Origin of the sequence: Stutzerimonas marianensis (assembly GCF_022810315.1) — a bacterium.
GTDB classification, from domain to species: Bacteria; Pseudomonadota; Gammaproteobacteria; order Pseudomonadales; family Pseudomonadaceae; genus Stutzerimonas; species Stutzerimonas marianensis.
In genome coordinates this window covers 208,556-223,233 of record NZ_JALGRD010000008.1, presented here as the reverse complement: position 1 = coordinate 223,233, position 14,678 = coordinate 208,556, and the positions used below count along the sequence as shown (strand labels likewise).

16 protein-coding genes are annotated in these 14,678 nt (G+C 67.3%); 1 reads left to right on the top strand and 15 read right to left on the bottom strand.

Annotated elements, in window-relative coordinates:
• Window positions 1-23: 23 nt before the first annotated feature.
• The 15 genes from MST27_RS15550 to MST27_RS15480 all read right to left on the bottom strand — a co-directional run bounded on the left by MST27_RS15550 (window position 24) and on the right by MST27_RS15480 (window position 14,053).
• Window positions 24-1,253 (bottom strand): c-type cytochrome, encoded by a 1,230-nt coding sequence (locus tag MST27_RS15550; protein WP_243606849.1) that lies wholly within the window; start codon window positions 1,251-1,253, stop codon window positions 24-26.
• 11 nt (window positions 1,254-1,264) lie between these two features.
• Window positions 1,265-3,463: a xanthine dehydrogenase family protein molybdopterin-binding subunit gene (locus tag MST27_RS15545; protein WP_243606848.1), complete on the bottom strand. Its 2,199-nt coding sequence runs from the start codon at window positions 3,461-3,463 to the stop codon at window positions 1,265-1,267.
• Between the two features lie 11 nt (window positions 3,464-3,474).
• A complete protein-coding gene (locus MST27_RS15540) occupies window positions 3,475-3,927 on the bottom strand; it encodes a (2Fe-2S)-binding protein (RefSeq protein ID WP_243606847.1) in 453 nt (150 codons plus the stop codon).
• Between the two features lie 177 nt (window positions 3,928-4,104).
• A complete protein-coding gene (locus MST27_RS15535) occupies window positions 4,105-4,881 on the bottom strand; it encodes a ferredoxin--NADP reductase (RefSeq protein ID WP_243606846.1) in 777 nt (258 codons plus the stop codon).
• 30 nt (window positions 4,882-4,911) lie between these two features.
• Window positions 4,912-5,910 carry a YeiH family protein gene (locus MST27_RS15530; protein ID WP_243606845.1) on the bottom strand — a complete coding sequence of 333 codons (999 nt, stop codon included), beginning with the start codon at window positions 5,908-5,910 and terminating at the stop codon, window positions 4,912-4,914.
• Window positions 5,907-6,260, bottom strand: coding sequence for a DUF971 domain-containing protein (locus MST27_RS15525; protein ID WP_243606844.1), 354 nt, complete (start codon window positions 6,258-6,260; stop codon window positions 5,907-5,909). Before MST27_RS15525 ends, MST27_RS15530 begins: the two co-directional genes overlap by 4 nt.
• A 23-nt stretch (window positions 6,261-6,283) precedes the next feature.
• Window positions 6,284-6,481: a hypothetical protein gene (locus MST27_RS15520; RefSeq protein WP_243606843.1), complete on the bottom strand. Its 198-nt coding sequence runs from the start codon at window positions 6,479-6,481 to the stop codon at window positions 6,284-6,286.
• Window positions 6,482-6,484: 3 nt separating this feature from the next.
• Window positions 6,485-6,808: a ferredoxin FdxA gene (fdxA, locus tag MST27_RS15515; protein ID WP_041014673.1), complete on the bottom strand. Its 324-nt coding sequence runs from the start codon at window positions 6,806-6,808 to the stop codon at window positions 6,485-6,487.
• A gap of 181 nt (window positions 6,809-6,989) precedes the next feature.
• Complete coding sequence (locus MST27_RS15510) at window positions 6,990-7,949, bottom strand: HEAT repeat domain-containing protein (RefSeq protein WP_243606842.1); 960 nt, start codon at window positions 7,947-7,949, stop codon at window positions 6,990-6,992.
• A gap of 10 nt (window positions 7,950-7,959) precedes the next feature.
• A complete protein-coding gene (locus MST27_RS15505) occupies window positions 7,960-8,193 on the bottom strand; it encodes a 4Fe-4S dicluster domain-containing protein (protein WP_014597289.1) in 234 nt (77 codons plus the stop codon).
• Window positions 8,194-8,293: 100 nt separating this feature from the next.
• Window positions 8,294-10,030, bottom strand: coding sequence for a fumarate reductase/succinate dehydrogenase flavoprotein subunit (locus MST27_RS15500; RefSeq protein WP_243606841.1), 1,737 nt, complete (start codon window positions 10,028-10,030; stop codon window positions 8,294-8,296).
• Between the two features lie 11 nt (window positions 10,031-10,041).
• Window positions 10,042-10,785, bottom strand: coding sequence for a GntR family transcriptional regulator (locus MST27_RS15495; protein WP_003301428.1), 744 nt, complete (start codon window positions 10,783-10,785; stop codon window positions 10,042-10,044).
• Window positions 10,786-10,856: 71 nt separating this feature from the next.
• Window positions 10,857-11,729 (bottom strand): ABC transporter ATP-binding protein, encoded by an 873-nt coding sequence (locus tag MST27_RS15490; protein ID WP_243606840.1) that lies wholly within the window; start codon window positions 11,727-11,729, stop codon window positions 10,857-10,859.
• Window positions 11,726-12,631 carry an ABC transporter permease gene (locus MST27_RS15485; protein ID WP_243606839.1) on the bottom strand — a complete coding sequence of 302 codons (906 nt, stop codon included), beginning with the start codon at window positions 12,629-12,631 and terminating at the stop codon, window positions 11,726-11,728. Before MST27_RS15485 ends, MST27_RS15490 begins: the two co-directional genes overlap by 4 nt.
• A gap of 51 nt (window positions 12,632-12,682) precedes the next feature.
• On the bottom strand, window positions 12,683-14,053 hold the full coding sequence (locus MST27_RS15480; protein WP_243606838.1) for an ABC transporter substrate-binding protein: 1,371 nt from the start codon (window positions 14,051-14,053) through the stop codon (window positions 12,683-12,685).
• A 419-nt stretch (window positions 14,054-14,472) separates the two neighbouring features.
• On the opposite strand from MST27_RS15480, the gene MST27_RS15475 reads away from it, so the two are divergent.
• Window positions 14,473-14,670: a hypothetical protein gene (locus tag MST27_RS15475; RefSeq protein ID WP_243606837.1), complete on the top strand. Its 198-nt coding sequence runs from the start codon at window positions 14,473-14,475 to the stop codon at window positions 14,668-14,670.
• Window positions 14,671-14,678: the final 8 nt, after the last annotated feature.

Sequence of the window (14,678 nt, the reverse complement as noted above, 5' to 3'; positions counted from 1 at the left end):
CCGCGGGAGCGGCGCGGCGGGCTTCAGCGCCGCTCGGAAATCGTCTCTGCGCTCAGCGCTCCGGGCTGCGCACCGAAATGCCCGAGCATGAAGTTGGCCAGCTCCGCCACTTCCCGATCGTTGAAGTGCCGGTTGAAGGCCGGCATCAGGTGATGCCCGCTGGGGCCGTGCAGGGCGTCACCGTCGAGGATGACCCTGACCAGATTCAGGCCCTGCGGGTCGTTCAGCGTGCGCAGGCCGCGCAACGCGGCGTAGTCGCTTTGGCGGCCGCTGCCGTCCCACTGGTGGCAGCTGGCGCAGGCGTCGGCGAAGAGCTTCTGCCCCAGCGGGTGCTCGCTTTCGGCGGGCGGCTGATTGGTCAGTGAGCGGGCTTCGGGGCGTTTCACGTCTGCCGGCTGGGCGGGCACCGATTTGAGATAAACGACCATGGCCTGGATATCCTCGGGTGTGAGGTGGCGCAGGCTGTGGTTGACCACTTCGGCCATCGGCCCGCCCGCCACGCCGTAGCCCGGCGCGACGCCAGTAGCCATGTAAGCCGCCAGGGCGTCGTCCGGCCAGCCGCCGATGCCGCTCTGCTCGTCGCCGGTGATGTTCCAGGCGGCCCAGCCCTGGATGGTCGCGCCACCGAGCGCCTTGGAGCTCTGCTTCGCCTGCATGAAGTTGCGTGGCGTATGGCATTCACCGCAGTGCCCCGGACCTTCCACCAGGTAGGCGCCGCGGTTCCATTGCTCGGACTGCTGCGGGTCCGGCTCGAAGCGTTCGTCGTCGAGAAACAGCAGGTTCCACAGGGCGATGCCCCAGCGCTGGTTGAACGGAAAGCCGATGTCGTTCTCCCGGTTCGGCTGGTTCACCGGTTCCAGGCTGAACAGGTAGGCCTTGATGGCGAGGATGTCTTCGCGCGGCATCAGGGTGTAGGAGGTGTAAGGGAAGGCCGGGTAGTAGTGGCGGCCATCCGGGCCAACGCCCTTCTGCATGGCTTCGACGAACTGATCGTCGGTCCAGTTGCCGATGCCGGTTTCCTTGTCCGGCGTGATGTTGGTCGAGTACAGCGTGCCGAACGGCATTTCCACCGGCAGGCCGCCGGCGTAGGGCTTGCCGCCTTCGGTGACGTGGCAGGCCAGGCAGTCCGCGGCGCGGGTCAGGTATTCGCCGCGTTCGAGCAAGGCGTCGTCCGCCTGCTGCGCCAAGGCCGCCGTGCCGAACAGGGCCAGGGCAGCGCCCAGCAGGCTGCCGGTTGTGAATCGATTGTTCATGCTGGGACTCCTCAGATCACGTAGTAGCCGGCGCGCGCCAGCGGCAGGCGGCGGATGCGCGTGCCGTTGGCGGCCGCCAGCGCGTTGACCAGCGCCGGGGCGATCATCGCCGTGCCGGCCTCGCCGACCCCGCCGGGCGCCTCGCGACTTTCGACGATGTAGGTTTCCACTGGCGGCGCATCACTGATGCGCAACTGCCGGTAGTCGTGGAAGTTGGTCTGCTCGACGCGGCCCTCGCGCACGGTGATTTCGTTGAACAGTGCGGCCGACAGACCGAACAGGGTGCCGCCCTCGATCTGCGACTTGACCGATACCGGGTTCATCACCTGCCCGCAGTCGATGGCCACCACCAGTCGCTTGAGCCTGATGCCCTTGTCCTCGCTGACCTGCAGCTCGACCACGGTGGCGAGAAAGCTGCCGAACACCTCCTGCACGGCCACGCCGCGACCGTGCCCGGCCTCGAGCGGTTCGCCCCAGCCGGCCTTTTCCGCCGCCAGACGCAGAACGCCCTGGGCACGGGGATGGCTGCCGAGCAGGGCCATGCGGTAGTCGACCGGATCCTGCTCGACGCTGCGGGCCACCTCGTCGATGAAGCTTTCCAGCATGTAGGTACTGCGCAGCGGGCCGACGCCGCGCCACCAGGACTGGTGCAGTGCCCGGGGTGGTACCGGCACGTAGTTCACCCGCAGGTTCGGCATCGCGTAGATCGGATGCATGGCGACTTCCACCGCATCGCCGTCCAGGCCGTTCTCCGGCACCGCCTCGGGCGCGAAACGGGCCAGCACCGAGGCGCCGGCGATGGTGTGGCGCCAGCCTTGCAGGCGGCCTTCGGCATCCAGCGCGGCGGCGAAGCGGTCGAGGTAGTGCGGGCGGTACATGTCGTGGGTGGTGTCTTCCTCGCGGGTCCAGGTCAGCTTGATCGGATAATCGACCTGGGCCGCGATCGCCACCGCCTGGCTGATGAAGTCCACCTCGAGCCGCCGGCCGAAGGCGCCGCCGATGAGCTGGTTGTTGACGATCACCTGCTCGGCCGGGCGCCGGGCGGCCTCGGCGGCGGCCGTCTGCGCGCGCACCGGCACCTGGGTGCCGACCCACAGCTCGACGGCGTCGGCGCGCACCTTGGCGACGCAGGTCATGGGCTCCAGCGCGGCGTGGGCGAGGAAGGGCATTTCGTATTCGGCTTCGAAGGTGTTGGCCGCGTCCTTGAGCGCCGCGTCGATGTCGCCCTGCTCGTTGGCGATGGCGCCGGGCTTGTCCAGCGCCGCCTTGATCTCGCGCTCCATCTGCGCCGAGTCGATGCCGGCGTTGTCGCCCAGCGCCCAGTCGATCTCCAGCGCGCGCACGCCGGCGAAGGCGGCCCAGGTGTGCTCGCCGATGACCGCCACGGCATTGTCCAGCCGCACCACCTCGATCACCCCCGGTATCTGCCGGGCCGCGCGTTCGTCGACCTCGCGCAGGGTGCCGCCGAGCACCGGGCAGGCGCGGATCGAGGCGTACTTCATGCCCGGCACCACCAGGTCGATGGTGAAGCGAGCGGTGCCGTCGACCTTGGCCGGTGTGTCCAGGCGCCGGGTCGGCTTGCCGATCAGCCTGAACTGATCGGCCGGCTTGAGCGGAATGTCTTCGGGGACGGGCAGTTTCGCGGCGTCCTCGACCAGCTCGCCATAGCCGAGGCTCTGGCCGTCCGGGCCCAGTACACGGCCATTCTCGGCGCGCAGCTGATCGGCGCCGAGCTGCCAGCGCTGAGCGGCGGCCTGGATCAGCAGCAGGCGCGCCGCCGCGCCGGCCTGGCGCAGCGGCTCCCAGTTGCTGCGGATCGAGGTCGAGCCGCCGGTGGCCTGGAAATTCAGCAGCTTGTCGTTGTAGATCTCCTCGTTCGGCGGGGCTTCCTTGAGGGTGATTTGGTCGAGGCCGATCTCCAGCTCCTCGGCGACCATCACCGCCAGGCCGCTCTGCGCGCCCTGGCCCATTTCGATTTTCGGCACGGTGAAGGTGACCTGGCCGTCGCGGTCGATGCTGATGAAGGCATCCAACGCCGTGGCGTTGGACATTGGCTGGTCTTCCGGGCCTTCGTTCAGGATCTGCTCGGCGAAGCTGCGCCCGGCGAACGGCAGGGTGAAACCGATCACCAGCCCGCCCAGGGCCAGGCTGCCGACTTTGAGCAAGGTGCGGCGCGAAGGGGATTGCAGCGTCGTGTCGGGTTGGCTCATCTCGCGCCTCCTCATGCCTGGGCGACGCGCTTGATGGCGCTGCGGATGCGGGTATAGGTGCAGCAGCGGCAGAGGTTGCCGGCCATGCCCTGGTCGATGGCGCGGTCGTCGGGCTGCGGATTTTGCTCCAGCAGGGCAACGGCGGACATGATCTGCCCGCACTGGCAGTAGCCGCACTGCACCACCTCATCTTCCAGCCAGGCCTGTTGCACCTTGCGGCCGAGTTCCGTGTTGCCAATGCGTTCGATGGTGACCACCTTGCGGCCCTTCACCTCGCCGACCGGCAAGACGCAGGCGCGCGCCGCCTGGCCGTCCAGGTGCACGGTGCAGGCGCCGCACTGGGCGATACCGCAGCCGTACTTGCTGCCGGTGAGCCCGAGCACGTCGCGCAGGACCCAGAGCAGGGGCATGTCTTCGGGCGCGTCGACCTGAAGGTCGGCGCCGTTGATGGAAAGTGTCAGCATGGAACAGGGACCTCACGTCAGGCTCGGAAACGGCGCGCTTATGTCTGGTTGGATGCGCGCCTTAGAACGAGACAACGGAAGAGGCGAAAGTTGCCCGTCCGGCGCGAATCAAGCGCCGGACGGGCCAAGGCTGAGCCAGGAGCGAGGCCTCCCCTGTAGAGCGACTGTTGTACGGCTCTACTTTTCCACGAACGCCCGCTCAATGACGTAATCACCCGGTACGCCCTGGCTGGGCGAGGCCTGGAAGCCCAGGGCATCGAGCTGGCCGGTGAGGGTGTCGAGCATCGTCGGGCTGCCACAGAGCATCACGCGGTCGGTCTCGGGGTTCAGCCGCGGCAGGCCGAGGTCGTCGGTGAGCTTGCCGGTCTCGATCAGTGTATTGATGCGCCCAGTGTGGCGGAACGCCTCGCGCGTCACCGTCGGGTAGTAGAGCAGCTTGGCCCGCACCGCTTCGCCAAGGAATTCGTGCGCCGGAAGTTCCTGGGTGAGGTAGTCGTGGTAGGCCAGCTCGCTGACCTCGCGCACCCCGTGCACGAGCACGATCTTGTCGAAACGCTCGTAGGCTTCCGGATCGCGGACGATGCTCATGAACGGCGCCAGCCCCGTGCCCGTGCCCAGCAGGTAGAGGTGCTTGCCGGGCCTGAGGTCATGCATCACCAGGGTGCCGACCGGCTTGCGGCTGACGATGAGCGAGTCGCCGACCTTCAGGTGCTGCAGGCGCGAGGTCAGCGGGCCGTCTGGCACCTTGATGCTGAGGAATTCCAGGTGCTCGTCGTGGTTGGCGCTGACGATGCTGTAGGCGCGCATCAGTGGTTTGCTGTCGACTTCCAGGCCGATCATCACGAAGTGGCCGTTCTCGAAGCGCAACGCCGGGTCGCGGGTGGTGCGAAAGCTGAACAGGGTGTCGTTCCAGTGATGCACGGATAGAACGCTTTCGGTGCCGAGTGCAGACATGGGGCCTTCCTCTCTCGTGGATTGAGTCGATCAGAACAGGATCAGCAGCAGGCTCGTCGCCAGCAGCAGCGCGGCGCTGAGCAGGGCCAGGTGGGCGAAGGGCTGCCAGCCCTGGGCAAACAGGTCGCCGACACGGGTGCGCATGCCGAGCGCGGCCATGGTCAGCAGCAGGCAGGCCTGCGAGCCGGCGACCAGCGCCTCGCGCAGCGCAGCCGGCAGCCAGCCGAGGCTGTTCAGCGTGAACAGGCCGAGAAAGCCGAGCAGAAACAGCGGAAAGTCCGGGCTGCCCGGTTCCTGCCGACGCAGCAGCAGGCCGATCACCAGCACCAGCGGCGCGAGCAGGGCGACGCGCAACAGCTTGGTCAGGGTCGCGACGTCGCCAGCGGTCTCCGAGACGAGGTACCCGGCACCGGCCGCTTGGGCGACGTCATGAATGCTGGCGCCGAGCAGCAGACCGCTGTCGAGCGCATCCAGCCCGAGCAGGCCGGTCAGCGGCGGGTAGAGCAGCATCGACAGCGTGCCGAGGGCCGTCACGCCGACCACCACGGCGAGCAGCCGGCGCTCTTCCAGGCGCCCCGCCGGGATCACCGCCGCCACCGCAATCGCTGCCGACACGCCGCAGATCGCCACCGCCGCGCCCGCCACCAGACTGTGCAGGGTCGGTAGCCGCAGCAGCCGGCCGAGCAGCAGCGCCAGGCCGAGCACCAGCGGCACCGTGACGAGCACCAGCATCAAAGGCCGCGCACCGACCGCTTCCAGCTGCGCGACGCCAATGCGCGCGCCGAGCAGCGCCACGCCGATGCGCAGCAGTTGCCGGCTGCACAACGCCACGCCCGGCTGCATGCGTGCCTCGCTGCCCTGGCTGGCGAAACCCAGGCCGAGCAGCAACACCATCAGCAGCGCGGGCGCGTCGTAGTGATCGGCGAGAAAGCTGCCGGCCAGCGCCAGCACCGCACACAGGGCCAGGCCCGGGTAGTGCTTGCGACACAGCGCGACGGGCGGGGCGAGCGCTTCGAGCCGGGCGTTCATGCCGGATCGCCCAGATCACGCAGGTAAGCCCAGGGGTACAGGCCGCGGAAATGACCGTCGCTGAAATACAGCTGCAGACCGCTGATGCCGGACATTTCCAGGCGGTTCACGCCGACCTCGGCGTCGATCAGCGTCAGCGCGCCGGTCTGCTGGAGGCGTTGGCAATTGGAGCAGGCGCAGGCCCGCCGCAGCGTCAGGCAGCTGATGCGGCTCTGCGCGCCATCCGGCCAGGTCAGTTCGAGCACGCGCTGCGCCTTGCGCAGGCGGATCTCTCGGGGTGGGTCGATCGGCCGTTGGGGCTGTGCGATGGGGAGCGTGGCGTCGTGATTCGATGCGGTGAAGGCGTTCATGAAACCCTCCGGGCCTGCGGCCTCTAGCGAATGAACGGTGTGACGAGGCCGCGCGGCAGGGGCGCCGGGCCGCTACTGATGAGCAGCGTGGGCGCTTCCGGGCTGCGCACGGAGCGTTCCGGCGTGTCCACCGGCCGGGCGCTGCCGAGCGTGGCGGCACTGACCGTGACCAGGGCCAGTACGCCGTGGCGCAACCCACTCGTCATGACAAGTTGGGGCATGCTTCAGCGCTCCAGAAAGGCCAGCTTGCCGCCCTGGTCCACCCAGGTTTCGGCCTCGGCCAGCGGCGAGGCGCTCTGGGTGATCACCGGCCAGACTTCGGCCAGCTCGGCGTTGAGTTCGAGAAAGTGCTGTTGGCCTTCGGGCAAGGCGTTGTCGGCGAAGATCGCATCGGCCGGGCATTCCGGCGCGCAGAGGCTGCAGTCGATGCAGGTCTCGGGGTTGATGACGAGAAAGTTCGGGCCTTCGTGGAAACAGTCGGCCGGGCAGACTTCCACGCAGTCGGTGTATTTGCAGCGGATGCAGTTCTCTGTAACGACATAGGTCATTTCGTTCTCCTCGAAACCACTGCGCTTGCGGATGCTGCGTTGAAGGCGGCGCGCGGGATGCTTATTTACGGCCTGTAAACTCCGCTCCCGCGCGCGACCTTCGCCTTGGCTGGGCGCCCCCGCCCCGCTGCGCTCGTGACGTTTCGGCTTCAAGTGCTGTGCAACAAAAAGCGCGTAAAAATCAGGCCGCGGCGTCGAGTTTCGACATGGCCCAGCGGGCGAGCTTGCGGACGTCCGGGTCGGGGTCGTCCATGGCCAGTTCGACGAAGGGGCGGCCATCGTTGTGTGCGATGGCGCCCAGTGCGCCAATGGCGGCCTTGCGCAGGTTGCTCATCGGGTCGCGGGCGCAGACGCCGAGCGCCGGGATCGCGCCCACCGCACCGAGCTTGCCGAGCGCATCGACGGCCTTTTCCCGGACCTGCCAGAAACTGTCGTGCGTGGCCTCGACCAGGGGCTGCAGTGCGGCCTGGTAGTCGAGCTTGCCGATGCTCACCGCGGCCTCGACGCGCACCTGCCAGTGTTCGTCGCGCAGGATGCCAATCAGCGCCGGGCCGACCTGTTCGGGCGCGGCATAGACCAGCGCGCCGGTGGCGGCGCGGCGGACGTCGGCGTCGGCGTCGTGCTGCGCCCGCTCGATCAGCGCCGGCAGATTGGCCGGCTGCTTGAGCCAGCCGATCACTGCCACCGCTTCGCGGCGCACGCCCGGGTCGGCGTGCTGCATCCGCGCCAGCGCCGGCGCCTGCGCCTGTGGATGGCGCAGCGGCTTGAGCGCACGGAGGATGCCGGCGACGACAAAGGGATCGTCGCTGCCAGCCAAGGCCTCGAGCAGCGGCAGCGCGGCGGCGGGATCCTTGAGGTCCGCCAGCGCATGGGCGGCAGCGTTGCGCACCACCTCGTCGCTGTCCTGCAGGGCGGCAATCAGGGCGTCGGCGATGTCGGCGGCGTCGAACTCGTCGACCACCTTGGCCGCCTCCTGACGCACCGACGGGTCCGGGTCGTTCAGCGCCAGGATCAGCAGCTCGGCGGCTTCCGGTTCGCCGCTGTCGACCAGCTCGAGCACGGCCACGCGGCGGATGCCGGGATCGCTCGAGGTCAGGTTGGTGGCGATGTCCTGCAGCAGTGGGTCGTCGTAGGTTTTCATCGGTCGGCCCTCAGCGCAGCAGGTAGGGAATGTTCACTGTCACCGCATCGGTCGGGCAGTCCGCCTCGCAGGGCATGCAGTACCAGCATTCGTCGTACTTCATGTGCGCCTTGCCGGTGTCCGGGTTGATCCACAGGACGTCCAGCGGGCAGACGTCGATGCAGACACGGCAACCCTTTTCGGCGATGCATTTTTCTTCGTCCACGATGACCGGGACGGCGGAACGGTGGGTGGCGACGGGCATGGTTGATCTCCTCGGTACGGTCGGCTGGGCTGCCGGCCTGTAGGGGCGAATTCATTCGCCCATGGCATCAGGTGTTGGGCGAACGAGTTCGCCCCCACGGTCAGGCATTGGCGGCCTTCTTCACGCGCAGGCGGTTGTAGGCGTCCTTCTCTTCGCCGAGCGGCACGATGTAGTCGGCGATGGGTCGCTTGCCGTGGGCCATCTGGCCGTTGGCGTCCTTGAACAGGCGGGTGTGGCAGAACCACTCGGCGCTGTTCTGCTCGGGGTGGTCGACGCGGTAGTGGTACAGCCCCCAGCGCGACTCGGTGCGGTACAGCGAGGCGCGGGCGGCCATCTCGGCACAGTCGATGATCGACTGCACTTCCAGCGCGCGGAGCAGTTCGTGCGGGTCTGCAGCGGCCAGCCGCGGGACGTCCTCGCGCACGGCGAGGATGCGTTCCAGGCCGATCTCCATCTTCTTGGTCACCTTCGGTGGCTGCAGGTAGTCGTTCACCAGGCGGCGGACCTTGTATTCCATCTGTTCCGGCGGGATGCCGTCGGTGACGTTCAGCGGCGCCTGGATGCGGGCGAGTTCCGCAGCGATGAAGGCTTCGTCCAGCTGGGGTTCGGCGCGGTCCTTGACGAAGGCCGCTGCGCTCTCGCCGCAGATCTGCCCGTAGACGAAGGCGCCGAGCATGTAGTTGTGCGGCACCGAAGCCATGTCGCCAGCGCAGAACAGCCCGGGCACGGTGGTCGCGCCGGTCTCGTCGGTCCACACGCCGGAGGCCGAGTGGCCCGAGCAGAAACCGATCTCGGAGATGTGCATTTCCACCATGCGCTGGCGGTAGTCGATGTGCCGGCCTTCGTGAAAGCGTCCGCGTGAGGGCCGCTCGTTGGTGTGCAGGACGGTCTCGATCTCTTGAATCGTTTCCTCGGCCAGGTGGTCGAGCTTGAGGAACACCGGGCCGGTGCCGGATTCGAGCTCTTTGAAGAACTCCAGCATCATCTGCCCGGACCAGTAGTCGCACTCGATGAAGCGCTCGCCGTAGGCGTTGGCGGTGAAGCCGCCGAGCGGGCCGGTGACATAGGCACAGGCCGGGCCGTTGTAGTCCTTGAGCAGCGGGTTGACCTGGAAGCACTCGAGGTTGGCCAGGTCCGCACCGGCGTGGTAGGCCATGGCGTGGCCGTCACCGCAGTTGGCCGGGTTCTCGTAGGTGCCGAAGAGATAACCCGAGTTCGGCAGGCCGATGCGCCCGGCGGCACCGGTGGCCATGATCACCGCCTTGGCGCGGATGATGATCGGCTCGGCGGTGCGGGTGTTCACCCCAATCATGCCGGCGATGTTGCCGTCCGGGTCCTTCAGCAGGCGGGTGGCGATGAAGCGGTTCTCGATGTCCACGCGCACCCGGCGCAGGCGGCGGTAGAGAATCTTCTTGACGTTGTGGCCCTCCGGCATCGGCAGCACGTAGGTGCCGAGGTGGTGGACCTTCTTCATGTCGTAGTCGCCGGTCTCGTCCTTCTGGAAATGCACGCCCCAGGCGTCGAGCTGCTCGATCATCGAGAACGAGCGCGTGGCGTAGGCCATCAGCGCCGGCTGGTGAACGATGCCGTCGTTGGCGATGGTGATTTCCTTGACGTACTGCTCGGGCGTGGCGTGGCCGGGCACGACCGCGTTGTTCAGGCCGTCCATGCCCATGGAGATCGCCCCGGAGCGCTTGACGTTGGCCTTCTCCAGCAGCAGCACCTTGAGCGTCGGGTCCTGCTCCTTGACGGTGACGGCGGCCATTGGGCCGGCGGTGCCACCGCCGATCACCAGCACGTCGGTTTCGATGACGGGAATGTCGTGAATCGTGGTCATGGTGGTCTCCTCTATTTCCGGTCGACCCGGAACTGGTACTTGAAGGCGTCGCCGCGGTAGCACAGGTATTCGAAATCGATCGGCCGACCGCTGCGGTCATGGGTCAGCCGCTCGACGCGCAGGATGGGTTCACCGGCCTTGAGGCCGAGGTAGGGCTGGTGTTCGTCGTCGGCCAGGGTGGCGTCGAGGCCGATGGCGGCATGGCCGAGGCCGATGCCGAAGCGGTTCTCCAGCAGCGGGAAGATGTCGCCGGACAGGTCCAGGCCGAACAGGCGCTGGCCGATGTCCAGGGGGAAGTAGCTGTGCTCCAGGCACACCGGGGCGCGGTTGAGAAAGCGCACGCGCTTGACCTCGACCACATCCGCGCCGGGCGCGAGGTTCAGCGCGGCGGCCGCCGGCTTGGGTGGCTTGCGCTCCTGAATCGACAGCAGCCGCGCGGTCGCTTCGTAGCCCTGGGCGGCCATGGCCTCGCCGAAGCCCTGCAGGCGCTGCACGTTCTGCACCGCCTTGGGCTTGCTGACGTAGGTGCCCTTGCCCTGGGCGCTGAACACCAATCCTTCGTTGTGCAGGTCGCGCAGCGCCTGGCGGATGGTGATGCGGCTGACGCCGAAGGCGGTCATCAGCTCGTTTTCCGAGGGCAGCCGTTCATGCACGGCATAGTCGCCTTCGAGGATCTTGCGTCTGAGGGTGTCGCGGATCTGCACGTACAGCGGCAGTGGCGACTGACCCGGGGCGAGTGGTTCGAGGCGGCTCATGGGCGTGGCTCCAGCCTGTCATGACAGGTCATGTCGAGCGTGGGCGCAGGCAAGGGAAGGGTATGCATGGCTCAGCCTCCGTTCTGCTGCTGAAAGGCGCGCAGGGTTTCCTGGCGGATCAGGTCCAGGCACTGGCGCTTGTAGTCGATGAAGGCAGGGTCGGTGAGCAGGCTCTGCTCGCGCGGTCGCGGCAGCTCGACGCGGATGTCGGCGATGATCCGCCCGGGGCTGGCGCTCATCACCACGATGCGGTCGGAGAGGAACACCGCCTCGTCGATGTCGTGGGTGACGAACACCACGGTGTTCCTGAACTCGCGCCAGATCTCTAGCAGGTTCTCCTGCATCATGATCCGGGTCTGCGCGTCCAGTGCGCCGAAGGGCTCGTCCATCAGCAGCACGCTGGGGTAGTTGGCCAGCGCGCGGGCGATGCCGACGCGCTGCTGCATGCCGCCGGACAGGGTCCCGGGGTAGGCATCCTCGAAGGCGGCGAGCCCCACCAGCGAAAGGAAGGTGCGCGCCACGCCGGTGGCCTCGTTACGCGAGGCACCGGCCATCAGCGGACCGAAGGCGACGTTTTCGCGCACCGTCTTCCAGGGGAACAGCGAGTGCTGCTGGAACACCATGCCGCGGTCCGGGCCGGGTCCGGCGATGGGCTGACCGTCGACGGTCAGCTCGCCGCGGGTGGGTTTGACGAAGCCGGCGATGGCGTTCATCAGGGTCGACTTGCCGCAACCCGAGGGGCCGAGCAGGCAGACGAACTCGCCGGGGCGAATCTCCAGGCTGGCCTGTTGCACCGCGGCGCGCTTGCCGCCTGCGTGGTCGAATTCGATGGACAGCGCACGCACGCTGACATGGCCGCGCCCTTCGCCCTTGGCCGCGGCCTTGGCGCGCAGCCGGCTGTGATCGAGCACGGCGAGGCGGTTGTCGGAGACGATCGCATTCATGACCGGCCCCCCTGCTGCTGCCAGCGCAGCAGCGGCACGCAGGCCTTGCGCACGAGCAGCGTGCAGAGCGTGCCGAGGCCGCCGATGGTGAGCATGCCGATGATGATTTCCGGGTACTTGACCAAGGTGTAGCTGGTCCAGGTGAAGTAGCCGATGCCGTACTGGCCGCTGATGATTTCGCCGGCCAGCAGCGAGAACCAGGCTACGCCCATGCCGATCGCCAGGCCGGCGACGATGCTTGGCATCGCACCGGGAATCACCACGTGCCAGAGGATCGCCCGGTCGCTGGCGCCCAGGCTGCGGGCGGCACGCACCAGCACGTCCGGCGTCTGCTCCACACCATGCACGGTGTTCAGCACGATGGGGAAGAAGGCGCCGAGAAAGGTGATGAAGACGATGCTCGACTGCTCGGTCGGTAGCATCAGGATCGCCAACGGAATCCAGGCCACCGCCGGAATCGGCCGGAACAGCTCGATGTAGGGCAGCAGGATGTCCTCGGCCCAGCGCGAACGGCCGATCAGCACGCCGCAAAGGACGCCGAGCACCACGGCGTAGGCATAGGCCAGCGCGATGCGTTCCAGGCTGTGGACGATGTGCAGGTAGAACTCGCTGCTGCCCAGCTGCTGGATCAGCGTCTGGCCCACCAGCAGCGGTGCCGGCACGTTCTCGAAATTGATGAACAGGTTGAAGCCCGTCGCGGTCGCCAGGTGCCAGATCAGCAAGGCTGCCAGCAGCGCCAGCACGCGCACCAGGTAACGCCCGGCCATCGGCGGCAGGCGACGCGGCGCGGAAGGGGTGGCAATCGGCGCTGCCTGGGGAGCCGGCGCAGCGGTCAGCAGTGGCCGGTCGGCTTCTGGCGTTGCCAGATCGCTATCGAACAGGGGGGTCGGTTTGACGCTCATGCGGTCACTCCTCGGCTTGAGGCGGGCCCGTGGCACGGGCCGCGCAGGGGCTCAGTCCAGCATCGCCACGGGTGCATCGGTCAGCAGGGCGCTGCCGCCGTGCTGGGCGATGTGCTGCTCCGAGTCGCTTTTCTTCATGAAGGCCAGCACCTCGCCGCTGGCGTCCTTGACCAGGTAGGCCGCCTTGCCGAACAGCTTCAAGCCGGTGAGGTTGTCGTAGACGTAGGTGGCGTTGATGGCTTTGCCGGCCGCCTTGGCGTCGGCTTCGGCGGCGAGCATGGCGGCGGTGCTGTCGTAGGCGACGATGCCCTGGTCCTGGAACCAGATCTCCGCCGGTTTGCGTCCCGGCGCGCGTGCGACCGGGCTGACCACGCTGGCGACCGCGGCGGCGTAGTCCAGCCCCATGTCGGCGTAGGCCTTCTTCAGGTAGCTGTCGTCGATCCAGCTGGCGAAATCCAGATCGGGGATCTGCATTTCCTGCTGCAGCAAGGCGTGGTCGTATTTCATCGCCTCGACCCACTGCGGCTTGATGCTCGCCTCCATGGTCGAAATGCCGCCCTGGCTGAAATAGAGGTACAGGACTTCCTTCTCCACGCCGGTCCATTCGGCGACCTTTTCCGCGGCGCGCCGTGGGTCTTCGCTGATCCATTGCTGCGCGGCCAGGGTGGCCTTGAGCACGCCCTCGACCACCTCGGGGTACTGCCGGGCGAAGTCGTCGCGCACCACGATGCCGTGGAAGGTGGGGATGCCGGCCTCGCTGCCGTCGTAGATCTTCCGCGCGGTGCCGCGAAATTCCATGATCTCGGACCATGGGCAGAAGTCGGCATGCGCGTCGATCTTGCCGGCGGCAATGTTCGCCGCGCCCACCGGGGGGCTCTGGTTGACCAGCGTCACCTTGTCGGACAGGCCGGCGTCGCGCAGCACCTTCAGCGTCATGCCCCAGGCCGCACTGCCGACCGGCGTGGACAGGCTCTTGCCGGCGAGGTCGGCAAGCGACTGCACAGGTGAGTCCTTGGGCACCACGATGCCGTTGCCGGTGCCCTTGAGGTTGTAGCCGGTCACCGCGATGAAGCGCGTCTGCTGTTTGCCGGTGGCCTGGAACTTGGCGCCATTGACGATCAGCGGGTAGTCGCCCATGACACCGAAGTCGAGCTTGCCGGCGAGCATCTGGTTGGTGATCGGCGGGCCGGAATCGTAGTCGCGAAACTCGATCTGGTAGTCGGCGTCCGCGTACTTGCCCGTGTGCGGCAGGTGCTTGTTCAGCAGGTCGAGTTTCTCCAGCACGATGCCGCCGGAAACGGTGTTGGTGACCATGCTCTGATGGCCGATACCGATGCGGATGGTTTCCGCTGCCAGCGGGCCGCTGAACAGCAGGACGGATCCGAGTAACGAGGTCGCAAGCAGGCTATTCCGGTTGTCCATTTGTCTTCACCTTGGCGGTTGAGCAACTTGTACTAACAGGGCATGACGCCTGCTTTTGAAGGTGCACCGGCTGTGCCAGAACGCCGCGGATCGGAACTATGTCCCTGTTTTGGGAATGGATTTCGGCCTGCGGTTGACTACTTGATCAGGCGGCTGCCCAGGGCTTCGGCGCCCGCCGATGGTGCGCACCGGGTCACGCCGTCCCAACGCGGCGCAGCCGGCAATGCCGCGGTTAGAACAAGTGGAACAAGTCGAGAGAGGTCGCCGCTGGGGGCGGATGAAGGGGTTTGTCGAGGGCGCTGACGAGGCCTGGCGAGGCGTTCCGATGAGCGGCCTGCTAGGCGTCGGCTGCCGCGCGCAATTGCTGCGATTCCATAGTAAATAGGCTGGCTTTTCGTACCCAGAGCAGTACCCGCCCCATGTCCACCCTCACCGAACTCGCGCAGCAGATCGCGGCGCTATATCCGTTGCACGACAAGACCGCCGGCAAGCGCTACCGCATCGTCAGTCAGCTGGCCGGAACCACCGAGCTGGAGGAGATCAGCGGCGTGCCGCGCTACGTCGACACCTGCCAGCTCGCCGACACCACCCTGTGGGAAAACCGCGTCGCCAGCTGAGCGACGCG

Coding starts and splice junctions, on each gene's coding strand:
- fdxA (WP_041014673.1), bottom strand. CDS start 6,808: ATGACCTATGTCGTTACAGAGAACTGCATCCGCTGCAAATACACCGAC.
- MST27_RS15485 (WP_243606839.1), bottom strand. CDS start 12,631: ATGAGCGTCAAACCGACCCCCCTGTTCGATAGCGATCTGGCAACGCCA.
- MST27_RS15480 (WP_243606838.1), bottom strand. CDS start 14,053: ATGGACAACCGGAATAGCCTGCTTGCGACCTCGTTACTCGGATCCGTC.
- MST27_RS15505 (WP_014597289.1), bottom strand. CDS start 8,193: ATGCCCGTCGCCACCCACCGTTCCGCCGTCCCGGTCATCGTGGACGAA.
- MST27_RS15510 (WP_243606842.1), bottom strand. CDS start 7,949: ATGAAAACCTACGACGACCCACTGCTGCAGGACATCGCCACCAACCTG.
- MST27_RS15540 (WP_243606847.1), bottom strand. CDS start 3,927: ATGCTGACACTTTCCATCAACGGCGCCGACCTTCAGGTCGACGCGCCC.
- MST27_RS15535 (WP_243606846.1), bottom strand. CDS start 4,881: ATGTCTGCACTCGGCACCGAAAGCGTTCTATCCGTGCATCACTGGAAC.
- MST27_RS15520 (WP_243606843.1), bottom strand. CDS start 6,481: ATGCCCCAACTTGTCATGACGAGTGGGTTGCGCCACGGCGTACTGGCC.
- MST27_RS15545 (WP_243606848.1), bottom strand. CDS start 3,463: ATGAGCCAACCCGACACGACGCTGCAATCCCCTTCGCGCCGCACCTTG.
- MST27_RS15490 (WP_243606840.1), bottom strand. CDS start 11,729: ATGAATGCGATCGTCTCCGACAACCGCCTCGCCGTGCTCGATCACAGC.
- MST27_RS15495 (WP_003301428.1), bottom strand. CDS start 10,785: ATGAGCCGCCTCGAACCACTCGCCCCGGGTCAGTCGCCACTGCCGCTG.
- MST27_RS15475 (WP_243606837.1), top strand. CDS start 14,473: ATGTCCACCCTCACCGAACTCGCGCAGCAGATCGCGGCGCTATATCCG.
- MST27_RS15550 (WP_243606849.1), bottom strand. CDS start 1,253: ATGAACAATCGATTCACAACCGGCAGCCTGCTGGGCGCTGCCCTGGCC.
- MST27_RS15525 (WP_243606844.1), bottom strand. CDS start 6,260: ATGAACGCCTTCACCGCATCGAATCACGACGCCACGCTCCCCATCGCA.
- MST27_RS15530 (WP_243606845.1), bottom strand. CDS start 5,910: ATGAACGCCCGGCTCGAAGCGCTCGCCCCGCCCGTCGCGCTGTGTCGC.
- MST27_RS15500 (WP_243606841.1), bottom strand. CDS start 10,030: ATGACCACGATTCACGACATTCCCGTCATCGAAACCGACGTGCTGGTG.